Raw genomic sequence first — 18,238 nt, forward strand, 5'->3', positions numbered from 1 at the left:
CCGACGGGGAATTGAATTCGGCCAGATCGTGCGTCGGTGAACGCTCCCCAGGTGAGAGTCGGCCAAGTCGAGGTAAATTCTCGGAGGTGCACCGGAATGTTGTTGATCTGAGTCGAAGTCGTTAGGTAGAGTCGCCCCCGGTTCGACTGCCCTTGGGTTTTCAGGGGAGTCGCAGGGGGATATCAGCCACCCGGAGGCAATGGCTCATTTCCGGGGAACGGCATCCTGTTCGGAGGAAGGTTTCACGGTTTCTGCATGCCCAAGTGTCCCTTCGGGCTGCGCTGATGTGCCGGTAGCCACCAGCCGCGCCGTCTCGTGATTCCTTCCTGTAACCCGGATTCAATTTTCTCCTGGTTCTCTCCTGTGGAGAACGGCCGAGTGTTTTCCGCCCTTGCAGTGGTCAATTTCGGTCGTCAGCCCCAAGGAGGAATGGTCGTGGTTTTCGCGTACCAGGAGATTACCGTTCCGACGGGTGTGGAGCCGCTTGTCGCGGCAACGGGTCTCGCCGCGTCGGGTCTGTTCTCCACTTATATCGTCTACGAAGCGGTGGACGGCTGGTCGGTGGCCGGCGGTGTCGCGGCCGAGGTCGTACTGAAACCGGACACCGTGCGATGTACGAAGGACGGCACCACCGTCGAACGCCCCTGGCAGGGCGATCCGCTGGCCCAGGTCCGCGAGTTCCTCGACGGCTTACGGCTGGCCGACTGGCGGGCGTACGGCTGGAGCGCCTTCGAGCTGGCCTACGCCGTCGCCGGCCGCCCGGTCGGTGACGACGTCCTGCTCCACCTCGTCGTTCCGAGGACGGAGACGCGTCTGTCCGGGAGCCACGCCCTCGTCCGCGGTCTGGACCCGCAGGAGATGGCCCTCGTCGAGAAGACCCTGGCCGGCCTGGAGCCGGAGGCGGACACCGGGCACCGCCCCGTCGCCGTGGACATCGAGGCCGGCGCCGACGCCTACCGGGCCTCCGTGGCCACCGTCGTGGACCGCATACGGGCCGGACGACTGCAGAAGGCCGTGGTCTCCCGGACCGTACCCGTCACCTGCGACATCGACCTCCCGGCGAGCTACCTCGCCGGACGCCGCGCCAACACCCCCGCACGCTCCTTCCTGCTGAACATGGGGGGCCTCCAGGCGCTGGGCTTCAGCCCGGAGACCGTCGTGGAGGTCGGGCCCGACGGCACCGTCTCCAGCCAGCCGCTGGCCGGCACCCGGGCCCTGACCGGCGACGCCGACGAGGACCGGCGGCTGCGCGAGAACCTCCTCGCGGACCCGAAGGAACTCCACGAGCACGCCATCTCGGTGAAGGTCGCGGTCGACGAACTCGCCGGACCCTGCGAGCCGGAGACGGTGGTCGTCCAGGAGTACATGGCGGTCAAGGAACGGGGCTCCGTGCAGCACCTGGCCTCCAGGGTCGTGGGCCGGATGGCGCCGGAGTCCGGCCCCTGGGACGCCTTCGCCGCCGTCTTCCCCGCCGTCACCGCCTCGGGCGTGCCCAAGCACCCCGCGTACGACGCCATCTCGGCCGTCGAACCGCGGCCTCGCGGCCTCTACGCGGGCACCGTGATGACCGTGGCGCAGGACGGCTCCATGGACGCCGCACTCGCCCTGCGCAGCGTCTTCCGCCGGAACGGCGAGACCTGGCTCCAGGCCGGCGCCGGCATCGTCGAACGGTCCCTGCCCGAACGGGAACTGGAGGAGACCAGGGAGAAGCTGAGATGTGTGGCCGGCTGTCTCGTGGCGCGTCCGATCGAACGCGCGGCGGTGGCACCGGAGGAGACGCCCGAGAAGCGTCTGTGCGTCTGAATCACTGGCAGAAGCGGTCCGGTGACCGCGACCACGATCCCAGGAGGTGGTAGGGCGATGCCGATGACGGGGGAGCCCTTGGCAGTACAACTGCTCGGGCCGGTGCGTGCCTGGCGGCACGGAAGGGAAGTAGTCCTCGGTCCGCCCAAGCAGCGGGCCGTGTTCGCGCTGCTCGCCGGCCGGGCCAACGACGTCGTGAACGTCGACCACATCATCGACGCGGTGTGGGGCGGAGACATCCCGCAGACGGCGGCCAACGGCGTCCACACCTACGTGGCCGGGCTCCGACGGATCCTCGAGCCCGAGCGCAGCAGGCGGGAGAGCGGTGAACTGCTGATCTCCACCGCCGGCGGATACACGCTGCGGACCGATCCCGAGGCGGTCGACGCCACGCTCTTCGCCCGCCGCCACGCCCGTGCGCGCCGCGCACGGGCCGAGGGCAGACTCCAGGAGGCGCTGGACACCGCCGAGTCCGCCCTGTCGTTGTGGCACGGGGAGGCGCACTCCGGCGTTCCCGGCCCGTTCGCGGCGATGGAACGGACCAGGCTCCAGGACATCCGGCTCACGGCCGTCGAGGAGTGGGCCGCCGACATGCTGGCCGCGGACCGCCCGGTCGAGGCGGTCACCGTGCTGCTCGGGGCGGTGGCCGAAGAGCCGCTGCGCGAGAAACTGCGCTGGCTGCTGATGACGGCGTTGTACCGCTGCGGACGCCAGGCGCATGCCCTGGAGGTCTACTCCGAGACCCGGCGGCTGCTGCGGCACGAACTCGGCATCGATCCCAGCGCCGAACTGCGCACGCTGCACCAGCAGATCCTGACCGGCAGTCTCGTCACCCCGGACGCGGCCGGCCGCACGAGCACGGCCACCCTCACCGCCGCGGGAGCCGGGACGACCGACCCGGAGCCCGCCACGGCCCGCAGGGGGCTCGCCGAGGCCCCCCGACCCGCCCAACTCCCGCCGGTGGCCAGGGGGTTCGTCGGGCGTTCCCGGGAACTGGAACAACTGACGCGGCTGCTCACCGACGACGACGGGAGAGGAACCTCCACCCCCATCGTGGTCATCGACGGCCCGGCCGGAGTGGGCAAGACCGCCTTCGTGCTCGAACTGGCCCACCGGCTGTCGACGCGCTTCCCGGACGGGCAGCTCTACGTCGACCTGCGCGGCACGAGCATGGAGGGCCGTTCGCTGAGCGCCTGCGAGGCCCTGCGCCAGGTGCTGCGCAGCCTCGGGGTCGACGACGCCCGCATCCCCGCGGACCTGGCGAGCCGCGCGACGCTCTACCGGAGCCTGCTGCACGGCAAGCGCGTCCTCGTGATGCTCGACGACGTGCTCAGCGCCGATCAGTTACGGCCGCTGATCCCGGGCGGCTCCTCCTGCGTGCTCAGCACCGGCAGACAGCGGCTGGGCGGCCTCGCCGTCCGCGACGGCGCGCACCTGCTCCGGCTCGACCCGCTCGGCACCCAGGACGCTCTGGCACTGCTGCGCTGCCTGAGCGGGGACCGGCTGCGACGGCAGGAGGCCGTGGCCAGGCGGCTGGCGGGACTGTCCGGCGGACGGCCCCTGACCCTGCGCATGATGGCCGAGACGCTGGCCGCCAACCAGGACGTACCCCTGGCGTCACTGGTCGAGCACTTCGCCGAGGAGCACGGCCGGCTCGACCGGCTGGCGTCGGGAGGTGACGCCTCGAGCAGTCTGCACGCCCTGTTCGAGACGTCGTACCAGGCGCTGCCCGACGAAGCGGCGAGGATGTTCCGGCTCCTCGGGCTCTTCGGTGACGGGGTGATCACCGTGCCGGCCGCGGCCGACCTGGCCGGCACCACCGAGTCGGAGGCGGCCGGCACGCTGGGCCTGCTGGCGCGCCGCCATCTGCTCGTCGAGGTCGGCCGGGCCGAGTACCGGTTCCACGAGCTGATGCGGCTCTACGCGGCCGAGTGCGCCGAGCGCGAGCCGCTGACCCACCGCAGCGCCGCCGTCGCCCGTCTGCTCCAGGCGACCGCCCGGGTCGCCTGAGGCCCGTCCCGTCCCCCTCCGGCGGGTGGGCGGCACGGGCCGGGAGGTACCGCCGCGCGGCCGGAACGTCCGCACACCACCGGTGTGCGGACGTTCCCGCGTCCGTGACCTGCCTCGACCGGCGCCGCGCGCCGGTCCGCCGCCGGTCACGGACGGCCCTCCGGGGCCTGCGGATCCGGATGCCCCGTGACGCCCCTGCGGGCCACGGGGCGCCCGTGCGCCGGCGGCCGGGCCGGGGGCTCCGCAGGGTGGCGGCGGGCGTTAGAGACCGTTCAGAGCATCTGTAGGTGGCTGAAGGAGAGTGGTCGCCATGAGCAGCAATCAGGTGGCACTACTCCTCTTCGACCTCGCGTTCATCCTCGTGCTGGCCCAGGGGCTGGGGTACCTCGCCATCAGGATCGGGCAGCCGCCCGTGGTGGGCGAGATCCTGGCCGGCGTGCTCCTCGGACCGACGCTCCTGGACGGGGCGGTGTCCGACGCCCTGTTCCCCCACGGGATCCGGCCGTTGCTGGGCGCGATGGCCGACGTCGGCGTCACTTTGTTCATGTTCGGTGTGGGTCTGGAGATCGAACGCCAGGCGCTGCGCGGCCGAGGCCGGATGGCCGCGTTCGTCACCCTGGGATCGACGGCGGTGCCGTTCGTGCTCGGCATCGGACTCGGCTGCCTCCTGCTGCGCGGCCACGAGACCGATCAGAAGGCCGCCTTCATCCTCTTCATCGGCCTGGCCGTGTCCGTGACGGCCTTCCCCGTACTGGCGAGGATCCTGTCCGACCGGGGCCTGGGCGGCACCACGCTCGGCGGCATCGCACTGGCCTCGGCGGCCCTCGTGGACATGGTCGCCTGGACCGCCCTGGCCGGGATGCAGGCCGCGATCGGAGGCGGGGGCGCCCACTGGCGGGTGGTCCTCATGATCCCGTTCGTCCTGGTGCTGGTCCTGGTCGTACGTCCCTGGCTGCGCCGCCGCACACGCCGGGGCGACGGCCGCGGACCCGCGGCGTCCTGGTGGTACCCGCTGGTGCTGATCGGTGCCCTGCTCTGCGGCGCGGCGACCGAGGCCATGGGCATGCACTACATCTTCGGTGCCTTCCTCTTCGGCCTGATCATGCCCGGCGAGGGCGCCGAGCGGCTGCGCGCCGACCTCATGCAGCGCACCCGCACCGTGACCTCCGTCCTCCTGCCCGTCTTCTTCGTCGTGGCCGGACTCAAGGTCGACCTCGGGGAGTTCGGCTGGTCGAAGATCACCGAACTGGCCGCCGTCCTGCTGGTCGCCGTGCTCGGCAAGTTCGGCGGGACGTACCTGGGGGCCCGGAGCGCGGGGCTGCCTCCCAGGGCCGCGACGGCGCTCGCCGCGCTGATGAACACCCGCGGTCTCACCGAGCTGATCATCCTCGGCGTCGGACTCCAGGCCGGGCTGCTCGACGCCGGGTTGTACTCCCTCCTGGTCGTCATGGCACTGGTGACCACGGCGATGACCGGCCCCATACTGACCCGGACGTACGCGAAGCCCGTGACCGTGCCGGAGACCACCCCCGGGCAACCGGACCGCTCCTCCTCCGTCACTCCCGCCGCATAGCGGAAACAGGACAAGGACCAGAAGGAGACGCAGACATGCCCTCGGCCGAACTCCGGGAGCCCGTCCGCCCCGGCACCCGCCGTCAGGATCACCCGGCGGGGTCGGTCCGGACACTCGACGGACTCTTCACCCGGGCCGCCCGGCGCCACCCGCGCGCCGCCGTGGTGCGCGAGGGGCCGCACGTCCTCTCCTACGGCAAGGCCGACGTCCTCTCCGGCCGGCTCGCCACGGCGCTGCTGAGGGCCGACGTGCAGCTGGGGGACCCGGTCGTCGTGCACTGCGACGACCACCGGCGGACGCTCGTGGCCCACTTGGCCGTGATGAAGGCCGGCGGGGTGTGCGTTCCGGTGCCCCACGGCCTCCCCGCCGCACGGATCCGCCGGATCGCCGTCGTCAGCGGCGCCGACACGGTGCTGTGCGACCGCGCGACCCGGGGGGCGTGGGAGTGCGACGACCGCCGCACGTTCGTCCTGGACGACCCCGAGCTGTGGAAGCGGCTCGATGCGCGTCGCCTGGACCGGGCGCTGCCGCGCTCCGCACCCGCCGAGCCCGCCTACCTGCTGACGGCCGGGGAGGGCGGGGTGTGGAGTTCGGGACACCTGGTGGACCACCGGGCCTGGCATCTGGCGATGGCCGCCAGGTCCGCGCAGATCGGACCCGCCGGCCGGACGGTCACCGTCACCGAACATCCCACCGGACCGGCCACCCTGTCGGCGATGTGGTGGGCCTTCGGATCCGGCAGCACGCTGTACACGCGGCCGGGTGAACCCGTCGCGGGCCCCGACGGTGGCGTCGCGGTGTACGAACCGGAGGAGTACGCGCGCGTACTCGACTCCCTGGCGCGGGAACCCCGCCCGCCGCGACCCCGGATGATCCTCCTCGTGGGCGACCCCTGCACACCCGAACTGGCGGCCCGGCACGCCGGCGTCCTGCCCACCACCGCCCTGCGCGCCGAGTTCGCACCCGGCGGGAGCGTGCTGCCCTGGGCGGTGAGCACGTACCCCGCCGGACAGGACGTGTCCCGTGGTGCGAGCCCGGTGGTCGGGGCGGCGCCCGGCGTGCGGCTGAGCGTGCGCGGCGCCCTGGGGGAGAGCCTCCGCGCCGGGCAGGCGGGGGAAGTGTGCGCCCAGGGGCGGACCCTGCCCTTCGACGTCATCGGCGACGGCTTCGTCCCCGGCCGCGGCGGGGCTCTCCTGCGTTCCGGTTTCGCCGGACGGCGGAACCCGGACGGGGACGTCGTGCTCACGGACCCGGGCCCCGCGGACACCCCCCGGCACTGTACGTGCGGAGGGGACGACGAGGCCGCGGCCTCGTCGCCCCCTCCCGGGCGCATGGCCCCGGAAGCCGTGTGACGCCGTGGTCAGCGGTTCGCCCGGAGCCGCCGCCACGGTGCCAGGCCGGCACGGTGTCACGCCGGCTCGTCGCTCCGGGCCGTGATCCACTGCCACTGGGTGTACGAGTCCCAGGCGAACTGCGCCCCGTGCCGGGCGCCGTTGCCCGAGGCGCCGAAGCCGCCGAAGGGCACCACCGCCTGGTGGTTGACGGTCTGGTCGTTGAGGTGGATCATCCCCGTCCGCAGCCGGTCGGCCAGACGCCGTCCCCGCTCGACCGAACCCGTTCGAACCGCCGCCACCAGGCCGTACTCGGTGTCGTTGGCGACGGCCACCGCCTCGTCGTCGTCCCGGACGACGACGACCGGCGCCACCGGACCGAAGATCTCCTCGGTGAACGCGGGCATCCTCCGGGTCACCCCGGTGAGGACGGTCGGCGGGTAGAACGGCCCGTCCGGGACGCCCCCGCACCGCAGCTCGGCGCCGTCCGCGACGCTGTCGCGGACGATCCCGTGGGCGCGCCGCAGCTGACGGGCGTCGATCATCGGCCCCAGGTCGACCCGTTCGGTCCACGGATCGCCGACGGTGAGCCGCCGGGCCTCCTCCACCAGCCGGCGCGTGTACTCCTCGGCGACCGACTCCTGCACGATGTGCCGCCCCGCCGCCATGCAGATCTGGCCCTGGTGGAAGAACGACGCGAAGGCCCCCGCCGCGGCGGCCGCTTCGAGGCCGGCGTCGTCGAGGACGATCAGCGCGTTGTTGCCGCCGAGCTCCAGCGAGATCCGCTTGAGGGTGCGCCCCGCCACGGCTCCCACCTCCCGGCCGACCGCGGTCGAGCCGGTGAACGACACCATCGCCACGGTCGGGTCGGCCGTCAGGGCGCCGCCGGCGACCGCATCGCCCGGCAGCACGTGCAGGACCCCCTCCGGCAGTCCCGCCTCCTCGAAGAGACGCGCCACCACCAGGCCGCCCGAGACCGGTGTACGGACGTCCGGCTTGAGGACCACGGCGTTGCCCAGGGCGAGCGCGGGGGCCACCGAGCGCAGGGCGAGCAGCAGCGGCACGTTCCACGGGCTGATCACCGCGACCACGCCCAGCGGCACCCGGCGGGCCACGCTCGACCGGCCCGGCACGCAGGGCAGAACCTGCCCGTGCGGCTGGGTGGGCAGCGCCGCCGCCTGGAGGAGTTCCTCCACCGCGTCCGCGATCTCCGTCTCCGCCTTGGCCCGTACCGCGCCCCCCTCGCGGACCAGCCACTGGACGACCTCGGCACGGTGCTCCTCCAGCACGGCCGCCGCGCGCCGCAGTACCGCCGCACGGGAGGCGGCGGGCAGGGCGTTCCACGCCGGCTGGGCCCGCGCCGCGCCGGCCGCGGCACGGGTGACGTCCGCCGCGTCGGCGGTGCCGACCCGGGCGAGCGTCTTCCCGGTCGCCGGTTCGAGCACCTCGACGACGGCACCGCCGGACGCGGACCGCCGGCCGTCGCCGAACACCGTCCCGGCGATTCCGGTCGTGTCGACCAGGCTTGTCATGGCTTCCTCCTGACGTGCTGATGGTGTCCTCGTACACGTCCGCACGCCGGTCAGGCGCTGTCGGCGTGGCTCGTGACGGGGACGTCGATGAGGACGGGCTCCGCTCCCGCGGCGGCCCGCGCCACGGCCTCGGCGAGGTGGTCCGTCGAGCGGGCCCGTACCGCACTGATGCCGAAGAACCGGGCGGCGCGGGTGAAGTCGAGTTCCGGCGGTGCGAGATCGAGGCCGGCGGGACCGCCCGCCCGGTCCCCGAGGCCCAGGAAGTCCGTGGCGGGCGTCAGATCGAGCCGCGGCGCCGTGAACTGCGGGCCGCCGGTGCCGCGGCGGGCGGCCCGGCCCCGTTCCCGCCGGGCGGCCGTCTCCTTCAGGGTGCGGTACTCGCCGTTGTTCATGACCACGAAGGTGACCGGGACGCGGTAGTGGGCGGCGCTCCACAGCCCCTGGAGTCCGAACAGGGTGCAGCCGTCACCGAGCACGGCGACCACCGGGCGGCCGGGATCCCCCATCCGGGAGCCGATCGCGGCGCCGATGCCGGAGCCGAGCCCGCCGCCCACCGTGTGGACATAGGAACGGGGACGCTCCAGCGGCAGCACGCTGCGCAGCAGCAGCCCGCTGGTGATCGCCTCCTCCACCACGACGGAGTCCGCCGGGAGCCCGGAGACGACGGCGTGCACGGCGGCCAGCGGATCCATCGGGGCGGCGCCGTACCCCGCCAGCGCGCGCTCGCGCACCCGCGCACGGGCGGCCTCGTGCACGGGACCGATCGCCCCGATCCGCGACGGCGCCTCCGGCACCTTCCCGGCGAGCTGCGAGGCGAGCGCCGCGAGCGTGGCCCGGACCCCGCCGACCAGACCGAGCGCCACGGGGAAGGTACGCCCCGGTTCGCCCGGGTCGCTGTCGAGCTGGATGACGTCGGTGCCGGCGGGAATCGGCGAACCGGGTTCGTAGTGGTGCGCCATGAACGCCCGGGTGCCGGCGATGAGCACCACGTCGTGGCCTTCGAGAGCGGCCCGGATCGCCGAGTAGCGGGCGTCGAGCATGCCCGCGTAGAGCGGGTGCACGGTGGGGAAGTCCACGCCGTCGTGCATCGGCTGGTGGAAGACGGCCGCCCCGGTCGCCTCGGCGACCGCCACCAGCTCGGCCACGGCGCCGTCGCGTCCCACCCCGTCACCGGCGACGATCAGCGGTCGCTTCGCGGCGGCGAGCCGCTCGGCGGCCTCCGGCCATGCGGCGGCCGGGCCGAGGCCGCCGAGCCGCGACCTCGGCGCGGGCGGGTCGACGGGCGTCTCCTCCTCCAGGAGGTCCATCGGGACCGAGAGGAAGACCGGGCCCGCCGGCGGCTGGACGGCCAGTGCGAAGGCCCGGCGCAGCATGCCCGGGAGATCGTGGGCGTGCTGGACGTCGAAGGTGTGCTTGACCGCCGCGCGGGCGATCCCCACCAGGTCCCCGGAGAGCATGGGGTCGTGGGCCAGATGGCGTCGGTCCTGCTGCCCCGCGGTCACCACCAGCGGGGTGCGGGACCGGCCGGCGTTGAGGAGTCCCACCATGCCGTTGGCGAGCCCGGCGGCGATGTGCAGGCTGACGAAGGCGGGGCGGCCGGTGGCCCGGGCGTACCCGTCGGCCATCGCGACCACGGAGGCCTCCTGGACCCCCAGGACGTACTGGATGTCGGAGGCCGCCGTGACCGCCTCGACGAAGGGGAGTTCCGTGGTGCCCGGGTTGCCGAAGACCCGGGTCACGCCCTCGTCGCGCAGCACCTCCAGCATCGCGTCGACGGGCCTCACGAGCCGTTTCCCGTCCGCCGCTCCGCGGAGGCGCCGGCGCTGAACCGGTCCACCTTGTCGATGACGTCGGCGCTGTACAGCCGCAACGCCTGTTCGAGTGCGAACTCGGCGGCGTACGCGCGGAGGCGGTCCATCGGCTCCTCGGCGAGATTGATCATGTGCCGGTTCGGGACCACGGCGGGGCTCGCCAGGCGGGCGACCGCCGCCTCGACGCTCGCGTCCATCAGCTTGGGGTCGACCACCTCGTCGCAGACGGCCCCCGCCTCGGGCTCGCGCGCCCAGAGCTTGCGGCCGGACAGGATGACCTGCCGCGACAGCCGCCCGCCCGCGAGCGCGGTCAGCCGGAGGTTGGCCATCCCCGGCACGATGCCCTCCTGGGCCGCCGGAAGGCTGAAGTAGGAGTCGGCGGCGGCGACGACGTGATCGACGGCGAACAGCATCTGCATGCCGCCGCCGATCGCGAAGCCGTCGACCGCGGCCACCCACGGCTTCTCCACCAGGGGCCGGGGCCAGGCGTCCTCGACCCGGACGCCGCGGATCAGCTTGTGGAGGTGGCCGAGTTCGCGGCGGAGCAGGAAGTCCACGAACGAGATCCGGCCGTGGTGCAGATCGACCAGGTTGATCCCGGCGCAGAAGACCCGGCGGCCCTGGTAGCGGGGGTGGGTCATCTTCCCGCCGCGCAACACCCCCACCTCGACGCGGTCGTCGAGCAGGGCGAGGTCGACGGCCGTCTCCAGGTCGTCCACGAGCCGGTCGTCCTCGGCGTTGAGGAACCGGCCGTTGCACAGGGTGAGGTGAGCCGCCCGGCCGATCCGCTCCAACCGGACGGTGCCCAGCTCGAGGTTCCCCGTCCGGCCGAACTCGCCCAGCAGCGACCGGGCGCGCCGTGTGGGCCGCAGCAGGGCGTGCATCAGATGGGGGCCGGCCTGCTGCGACCGCAGCACCCAGTGGAAGAAGATGCCCTGGTCGATCTCCCGGCCTTCCTTGTCGGCCTGTGTCGCGCACTGGCGTTCCGCCGCCATCTGCGCCTCGGTCGGGGTGAGGCCGGGGAAGGCCTCGGACGCGGCCAGCACCAGCTCGGACAGCGAGCGTTCTTCCCGTAGACCCCCGGTCAGTTCGTGGTAGACCCGCTCGGCGTGCAGTTCCAGGAACGCGCTGCGCACGCGCCGCTGTTCGGAGATCACCTCGGCGGCGAGCTGCTGCCGACCGGGATCCCGCTCCGGCTTGGCCGGGAGTTCCGCGAGCAGCTTCTCGGCCTCTGCCGTGTACGTCATCAGGGCGTTGGCGTCGGCCAGCAGGGAACCGCTGAGGACCGGTGTCCGCGCGGACCACCGCCCCGCGTCCGCCAGATGACGTGCCGTCATGTTCCTCGCTCCTTCCACGCCGCTCATCACGCGTTGCCGCGGGCGCCCGCGAACTCGTCCCTGGCCCGGCGCAACGTCCGGTCGCAGGCGGCGAGATGCTTGCCCAGCGCCTCCTCGAAGGCGGTCGCGCCGGCCTCGATGACGAGCTGTCGGCGGATCGCCAGCTCGGCGGGGTCCAGCCGGGCGAAGCGCTCCGCCAGCCGTGCGGCGACGGCGGCCGGGTTCCTGGCGGTCTGGTCGATCAGTCCCACGGCCAGGGCCCGCTGCTCGGACAGCTCGGCCCCGAACAGGACGAGCCGGCGGGCGTGGAGACCGCCGAGCTGGTTGGTGAGGCGGTGCAGGGCCATGCCCGCCCAGACGCCGTCGTTGTTCACCGGCACGGCGATGCGCAGCCCCGGCGCGCCGATCCGGTGGTCGGCGGTCAGGAGGACGTCGAGGGCGGGGCCGCTGCACACGCCCTCGACGGTCACGATCTTGGCGAACCTGCCCTGTTCGAGCCGCCGCAGGGCCTTCTCCCAGCGGCTCACCACATCGATGCCGACATCGCCGGGCCAGTTCTTCGCCGGGCCCGTGCCGGACAGCCGGATCACGGCGCTCGTCGCACCGCCCGCGTCCTCCAGCCGGTCGCAGAACGCGTTGACGTCGGCGACCAGCAGGGGGCACAGCGGGCGCGTGCCGACTATGTCGAGGGTGTGGGGGGACGGGGCCTGTGCGAGGTCCGAGGAAGACATGTCTGAAGTCCCGATCGTCGGTGTGAGAAGAAGAGGGAAGGCGGGAGAGGCGGGAGAGGCGGGGAAGGAAGGGGTGGGAGGGAACGGAGGGAAGAGCGGCGGGAGGGACGGGAGGGCGGCGGGAGGGACGGGAAGAGGTGCGGCGCGGCAGCCGTTCAGTAGCGGACGAGCGCCGTCTCGAGGGTCGAACCGGGGCCCATCGTCATGAGGACGCCGTAGTCGCCGGGGCGCGTCACGCCTTCCCGCAGCTGCTGCTCGTACGAGAACAGGAAGGAGCCGCTGGAGAGGTTTCCGTAGTCGCGCAGCACGTCCGTCGTGTGCCGTACGTCGTGCCGGGTGAGGCCGAGGTTGACCGACACCGAGTCGATGACCTTCTTGCCTCCGGAGTGCACCAGCCAGTGCGCGATCTGACTGCGCCGCAACCCCGTCCCGCTGAGCAGGTCCGAGACGACGCCCTCGGCGTGCGCGCCGACCACGTACGGCACCTCGCGGTCCAGGTAGAAGCTGAACCGGCCCTGCTCCTCGTCCCAGTCGTAGCGCATGGCGTCGACGGCGTCGGGGACGATGCGGCTGGCGTACTTCAGGACCTGCGGGCCGGTCCTGCCCGGGTCGTGCGAGACGGCGATCGCCGCGGAGCCGTCACCGAACAGGCTGTTGACGACGGAGGTGCGCATGGTGCCGTCGAAGACGTACGCCGCCGAGCACACCTCGACGCACACCATCACGGCGATCCTCCCCGGGTTGGCCGACGCCCAGCCGGTGGTCGCGTTGAGGGCGTTGAGGCCGGCATTGCAGCCCATGCCGACGATGTCGAGACGGCTGCAGTCGGTGGGGATGCCCAACTCCCGGATGAGCAGGGCACTGAAGCCCGGCGTCAGCAGACCCGTCGAGGTCACGCAGACCAGATGACCGATGTCGCTGACCGCGGCCTCGATGCTCTTGAGGCAGGACTGGAGCGCACGGGCGCCCATCTCGGTGCCGCGGGCCTTGTGCTTGGCGAGCAGTTCACCCTGGGTCTCCCTCCGCGGCCGGCCGTCCTCACCGTACGGCGGAACGTTCAGGAAACGCCGCTCTATCGCGCTGTTGAGGAACACCGAACGGATCCGTTCGTCCCGGATCTCGTACATGTCCAGGAGATCCCGTTGGGAATAGGAGGAATCCGGGGTCGCGGTCCCGACGCCGAGAACGGTCGGTCCGGTCCGCGTCTCCGCCCAAGGCGTCGTTTTTTCACTGAGTATCATTCTGGCTGCCCCTCGATCATGTCGGTGGAAAGGCTCTCGATGCCCTGTGAAAGAGTCGCGTGTTCAATCTAGTCGAAACGTTCGGTATTGCGGACACCCCTCTTTGTGTGAAGGCAGTCACCGGACCCTCTAGGGGGAATAGGGGGACGAATCCGAAGAGGATTCGGCGAGTAAGGGGTCGGCCTTCCGGGTGTTTTCCGATTTCTCCAGGAAAGCCGGAAGATCCGTGCGGCTGCGCACCCGGAGTTTTCGGTAGACCTGGGTCAGATGCTGCTCGACGGTACTCACGGTGATGCACAGCCGCTGCGCTATCTGCCGGTTGCTGCACCCCTGCGCGGCCAGACCCCCCACCCGGCGTTCGGCCGCGCTGAGTTCCGCCGCACCGTCGCCGTCGAGGCGGGGGCCCCCGGAAGCGGCCCCGGCCGGCGGCACCCCCGCGAGACCCGGCTGCAGGGACCGGGCGAGGCGCTCCGCGTGGCACTCCCGCGCCGCCCGCCACGCCCGGCGCAGGGTCGGCCTGGCCCGCCGTGAGTCGCCGGTCGCGGCGTGGGCGCCGCCGAGGTCGGCGAGGGCGTGGGCGTACTCCACCTGGTCACCGACCGCCCGCGAGGCCTCCGCGGCGTCGCTGAGCAGCGGTGGCCGCTCGTGCGGCGGGAGTGTCGCGGCCAGCTGCCGCAGCGCCCGGCCGAGGGTGCGCCCGTCGTCGACGGGAAGGCCGTCGAGCTGCTCCTCCAGGAGGGTGCGCGCCTCGTCCCGGCGGTCGAGGCGCACCAGGGCCTGGGCGGCGTCGATCCGCCACGGCACCTGCCGGGGGCCGTCGGCCTCCCAGTCGCGCAGGAGGCGGCCGCAGGTCCTGAAGTCGCTCAGTGCCGCGTAGGGCCGGCCGACCGCCAGGTGGTACTGCCCGCGCGCCCGCAGGTACCGCAGGCCGAACGGCGTCTCGAGCATCGCGGCCGGCCCCGGCATGTTCAGATACGCGGCGGCGTCCTCGTCACGTCCGGTCTCCACCGCGGTGGTGACCAGACAGGCGAGGGGTGCGCCGGCCAGCACACCCCAACTCGCCCCGGAGGTCCTGTCCAGGGCCGCGGCCCCGAACTCGGCGGCTGCCCGCAGGTCACCCCGCAGCAGCGCCGCGTCGGCGCGCGCCGCGGTGACCAGGCCCTGCCATCGCGGGCCGTCGTGACCCGCCGCGTCCGCGAGCATCGGCAGGCACCACGGCGCCACCGTCGCCAGGCGCTCGGGCCCGGCCAGCGCGAGCAGGCCCAGGCAGAGGCGGGAGAGCGGTTCGTCGGTCCGCAGATCCTGCCAGAGGTGGTCGCCCGGCACCGTCACATCGCCCCGCAACGCCGTGAGCACGGTGCCGACGAGGGAGGAGGTGACGCGCGGCTCGACGGGCGCGGGGGCCGGCACACCGGCACGAGTGCCCGCGCGGCGGCGCTGGGCGGGATAGCAGAGTTCCAGACAGGCGCGCACGGCATCCAGCTCCGCCGCCTGCGGCCCGGTCGCCGTCGCGGCGAGCCGGTCGAGGACGGTGGCCGCCTCGTCCACCCGGCCGTGCCACAGGAGGTACTCGAACACGGCCAGGGACCGGCGCCCCGTCAGCAGACCCCGGTTCACCGCCTCCCCCAGCTGGCCGAGATGGCGGGTCACGCGCGCGGGCTCGATGCGCCACTCGGTCTCGGCGAGCACCGCACGGCTCACGGCGCGCTGCTGCTCGTCGTCGGCGAGGGAGTGGGCCAGTTCGAGGCAGTCGAGGGCGAAGTCGACCTCGCCGCTGGCGGTGGCGCTGGCGGCGGACTCCCGGAGCACGGCCGGCGCCCACGGTTCGCGGGTCTCCCCGGCGGCGATCAGCTGGTGGGCGATCGAGGTGGAACGACCGCCCTCGGCGTGCAGCATCGCGGCGGCGCGCCGGTGCCACGCGATGCGCCCGGGCGCTCCGAAGTCCCTGAGGACGGCTTCCCGGGCGGCCCGGTGCCGGTAGCGGCCCCGGTGCAGCAGGCCCGACCCGTCGAGCAGTTCGACCAGGGCGCGGGCCTCGATCGCGCCGACTCCGCAGAGCCGGGCGATGAACTCGGCACGGTGGGTCTCACCGACCACGGCGACGGCCCGGGCCACGGCGAGCGCGTCCGGTTCGAGACGGTGGAGGCAGCTCACCACCCGTTCGGCGAAGCGGTCACCCACCACCAGACCGGCGGGCGGCTCCGTGCCCGCCGACCGGGTGGACGCCTCCCAGTCCTCGGCCAGGGCCCTCACCAGCAGGGGATTGCCGCCCGTGACGGCGAACGCGCCCGCCGCGAGACTGTGCGCCACGTGCGCGTCGAGGTCGTGCGCGAGCAGTGCCGCGACACCGTCGCAGGTGAGCGGGGCGAGCCGGATCTGCGCGCAGTACGGATGACGCGACAGTTCGGTACGCGGATCCGCGTACCGGGAGCCGGAGCGGTCCTGGTCGGCGAGGACCAGCATGATGCGCGCCCGGCGCAGCCGCCGGGCGAGGAAGAGCAGGCACCGCAGCGAATCGGCGTCCGCGTGGTAGACGTCGTCGACCCCGATGAGCAGGGGCTCCCCGGCGCTCATGTCGAGGAAGATCCGGGAGACGCCCTCCAGGACCTCGGGTCCGACCGTGCCGTCCGTACGGGCCCCGCCGCCGATGACGGCTTCGGCCCGCCGGGCGTCTCCGGCGTCGGCGCCGTGCAGGAGCTGGCTGAGCAGGCCGAAGGGCAGCTGCCGTTCCGCCGGCGAGGCGGCGGCGCCGAGGAAGCGCACCCGGGCACCCGCCACCCGCTCCGCGAAGGTGTGCAGCAGCTCGGTCTTGCCGACGGCCACCGGCCCCCGGAGGACGACGACACCGCCGGCTCCGCGCAGGCAGTTCTCCAACAGGGCCGACAGCTCAGCGAGTTGGGGCTCCCGTTCGACCAGCACCATCCGTGTGCACCTCCTCGGGCCGTGACGGCTCCAGTCTGCGCGGAGCGCTCTGAAGGAGTGCTGGACGTTCTCTCCCCGCGGTCGGCGCGGGGTGCGGGACCGGCCGTGTGCGGGAGCGTGCGATGCGGGGACCGGCAGGGTGCGAGAGGGGTGGTGTACGGGAGCGCGCGGGGTGCGGGCCCGGCCGTGTGCGGGGCGCGGGAGCGTGTGGGGCGCGGGGTGCGGGACCGGCCGTGTGCGGGAGCGTGCGATGCGGGGACCGGCGGGGTGCGAGAGGGGTGGTGTGCAGGAGCGCGGGATCGGCGGGGGCGGGAGCATGGGCGAGGCCGTGTACATGGCGAGGCCGTACAGAAGCCGTACACATGAGGGCGTCGTACACATGAGGGCCTCGTGCACATGGGGAGCCGTGTACACGAAGGACCGGCCGCGCGGGAGTTCCCGTGCGCGGCCGGTCGGGGTGGTGGGGGAGGTCGACGGCATCAGCCCCGTTCCGCCGGAGTCCCCTCCTCCCTCCGCAGCGCGGGACGGGGACCGGGTCCGGCTTCCCCGCGGGCCGCCGGACCCGGCACGGGGGCCGGGCTCATGCGGGGGAGGAGGAACACCGCGACGAGGACGGCGAAGATCAGCAGGCCGCTGTTGGACGCGAACACCCTGCCGTACCCGTCGGTGAGCCGCGACCGGACGGAGTCCGACGCGGGGGCGTGGGACGTGGCGGCGGCCGCGACCGTGCTCATCGCGGCCAGGCCGATGCTGCCGCCGAGCTGGCGCGCGCTGTTGAGCAGGCCCGATGCCATGCCGGCCTCGTTCGGGGCGACCCCGGCGGTCGCCGCGTTGGCGATCGGGACGAGGAGCGGCCCGATGCCGAAGCTGGTCAGCAGGGACGGCCCGAGGACGTCGACCGGGAAGGTACCGGTGGGCCTGATCAGGCTGAACCAGTACATCCCGGCGGCGCCGACGATCCCGCCCACGATGAGCAGCTGCCGGGCCGAGAACCGGGCGAGCAGCTTCACCGCGTACAGCGACCCCGCCACGAGCCCGAGGCAGAACGGCAGGAACGCCAGGCCGGCGCTCAGCGCGCCGAATCCGAGGACCTGCTGGAGGTAGAGGGAGACGAAGTAGAAGGACGTGAAGATCGTGATGGAGACCATCATCATGTAGAGGTTCGCGCCCGCCACCGAGCGGTTGGTGAGCATGCGCAGCCGCAGCAGCGGTTCCCGGGCGGCGGTGCCCTCGTAGACGAAGAATCCGGTCAGCAGCACCGCCGAGGCGATCAGACCGCTGATCGTGCTCGTCGATCCCCACGGCTCGGTCTCGGTCCTGACCAGGATGAAGACCAGCAGCGACGTGCCCAGGGTGGCCAGGACCGCGCCGACCACGTCGAGCTTGCGCGCGGTGTCGCCCGCACCGGCCGCCGCCACGTGGCGGCGCGCGAGCCACATGCCGATGAGCGCCATCGGGACGTTCACCAGCATGACCCAGCGCCAGTTGATGTACTCCGTGAGCAGACCGCCCACCACCACGCCGACCGCGGCCCCGCCGGCCGTGACGGCGCTGTACACGCCGAGGGCCCGGCCGCGCCGCGGCCCGGCCGGGAAGCTCGTCGTCAGGACCGCGAGCGCGGCCGGGGCGATCAGCGCCGCTCCCACGCCCTGCACGGCACGCGCGGCGATCAGCTGGCCCGGACCCTGTGCGAGACCGCCCAGGAGCGAGGTGACGCCGAAGAGCGCGAGACCGATCAGGAGCAGTGGCCTGCGGCCGAACCTGTCAGCGGCCCGTCCGCCCAGGAGCAGCAGTCCGCCGAAGGTGAGGGTGTAGGCGTTGACCACCCAGGACAGTCCCGACTCGTCGAAGCCGAGTGCCGTCCGCATCGACGGCAGAGCGACATTCACCACCGAGACGTCGAGCGAGACCATGAGCTGGGCGATGGACACGGTCCACAGGACCCCT

Annotated in this window: 11 protein-coding genes; 4 read left to right on the top strand and 7 right to left on the bottom strand. The window is 73.1% G+C overall.

The features are described from left to right. Nucleotides 1-435: 435 nt before the first annotated feature. The 4 genes from ACGFQC_RS30115 (at nt 436) to ACGFQC_RS30130 (ending at nt 6,738) form a co-directional block, all read left to right on the top strand. Nucleotides 436-1,803, top strand: coding sequence for a salicylate synthase (locus tag ACGFQC_RS30115; protein WP_363091527.1), 1,368 nt, complete (start codon nt 436-438; stop codon nt 1,801-1,803). A 78-nt stretch (nt 1,804-1,881) separates the two neighbouring features. After that, nucleotides 1,882-3,813, top strand: coding sequence for a BTAD domain-containing putative transcriptional regulator (locus tag ACGFQC_RS30120; RefSeq protein WP_363091528.1), 1,932 nt, complete (start codon nt 1,882-1,884; stop codon nt 3,811-3,813). A gap of 310 nt (nt 3,814-4,123) precedes the next feature. After that, a complete protein-coding gene (locus ACGFQC_RS30125; protein ID WP_363091529.1) occupies nt 4,124-5,386 on the top strand; it encodes a cation:proton antiporter in 1,263 nt (420 codons plus the stop codon). 35 nt (nt 5,387-5,421) lie between these two features. Continuing rightward, entirely contained in the window at nt 5,422-6,738 is a 1,317-nt protein-coding gene (locus tag ACGFQC_RS30130; protein ID WP_363091530.1) for an AMP-binding protein, read from the top strand. Nucleotides 6,739-6,794: 56 nt separating this feature from the next. On the opposite strand, the gene ACGFQC_RS30135 is transcribed toward ACGFQC_RS30130, so the two are convergent. From ACGFQC_RS30135 to ACGFQC_RS30165, 7 genes are all read right to left on the bottom strand, one after another. Continuing rightward, a complete protein-coding gene (locus ACGFQC_RS30135; protein ID WP_363091531.1) occupies nt 6,795-8,249 on the bottom strand; it encodes a benzaldehyde dehydrogenase in 1,455 nt (484 codons plus the stop codon). Between the two features lie 50 nt (nt 8,250-8,299). Further along, complete coding sequence (locus tag ACGFQC_RS30140) at nt 8,300-10,033, bottom strand: thiamine pyrophosphate-binding protein (RefSeq protein ID WP_363091532.1); 1,734 nt, start codon at nt 10,031-10,033, stop codon at nt 8,300-8,302. Next, a complete protein-coding gene (dpgC, locus tag ACGFQC_RS30145; protein ID WP_363091533.1) occupies nt 10,030-11,397 on the bottom strand; it encodes a (3,5-dihydroxyphenyl)acetyl-CoA 1,2-dioxygenase DpgC in 1,368 nt (455 codons plus the stop codon). The genes ACGFQC_RS30140 and dpgC overlap by 4 nt, the downstream gene beginning before the upstream one ends. Before the next feature lie 26 nt (nt 11,398-11,423). Further along, nucleotides 11,424-12,128: an enoyl-CoA-hydratase DpgB gene (gene dpgB, locus ACGFQC_RS30150; protein ID WP_363091535.1), complete on the bottom strand. Its 705-nt coding sequence runs from the start codon at nt 12,126-12,128 to the stop codon at nt 11,424-11,426. A 155-nt stretch (nt 12,129-12,283) separates the two neighbouring features. Further along, nucleotides 12,284-13,369, bottom strand: a complete 1,086-nt coding sequence (gene dpgA / locus ACGFQC_RS30155; RefSeq protein WP_363091536.1) for a 3,5-dihydroxyphenylacetyl-CoA synthase DpgA — start codon at nt 13,367-13,369, stop codon at nt 12,284-12,286. A 129-nt stretch (nt 13,370-13,498) separates the two neighbouring features. Beyond that, the gene (locus ACGFQC_RS30160; protein WP_363091537.1) at nt 13,499-16,291 is read right to left on the bottom strand and encodes an AAA family ATPase; all 2,793 of its coding nucleotides are present in this window, start codon (nt 16,289-16,291) and stop codon (nt 13,499-13,501) included. Between the two features lie 479 nt (nt 16,292-16,770). Beyond that, nucleotides 16,771-18,222, bottom strand: a complete 1,452-nt coding sequence (locus ACGFQC_RS30165; protein ID WP_363091538.1) for an MFS transporter — start codon at nt 18,220-18,222, stop codon at nt 16,771-16,773. Nucleotides 18,223-18,238: the final 16 nt, after the last annotated feature.

The sequence above is a fragment of the Streptomyces sp. NPDC048734 genome (assembly GCF_043198675.1).
Classification (GTDB): Bacteria; Actinomycetota; Actinomycetes; order Streptomycetales; family Streptomycetaceae; genus Streptomyces.

Excerpts from the sequence above, each read along its gene's own strand:
- ACGFQC_RS30125 (WP_363091529.1), top strand. The coding sequence starts at position 4,124 with ATGAGCAGCAATCAGGTGGCACTACTCCTCTTCGACCTCGCGTTCATC.
- ACGFQC_RS30130 (WP_363091530.1), top strand. The coding sequence starts at position 5,422 with ATGCCCTCGGCCGAACTCCGGGAGCCCGTCCGCCCCGGCACCCGCCGT.
- ACGFQC_RS30135 (WP_363091531.1), bottom strand. The coding sequence starts at position 8,249 with ATGACAAGCCTGGTCGACACGACCGGAATCGCCGGGACGGTGTTCGGC.
- dpgC (WP_363091533.1), bottom strand. The coding sequence starts at position 11,397 with ATGACGGCACGTCATCTGGCGGACGCGGGGCGGTGGTCCGCGCGGACA.
- dpgB (WP_363091535.1), bottom strand. The coding sequence starts at position 12,128 with ATGTCTTCCTCGGACCTCGCACAGGCCCCGTCCCCCCACACCCTCGAC.
- dpgA (WP_363091536.1), bottom strand. The coding sequence starts at position 13,369 with ATGATACTCAGTGAAAAAACGACGCCTTGGGCGGAGACGCGGACCGGA.
- ACGFQC_RS30160 (WP_363091537.1), bottom strand. The coding sequence starts at position 16,291 with ATGGTGCTGGTCGAACGGGAGCCCCAACTCGCTGAGCTGTCGGCCCTG.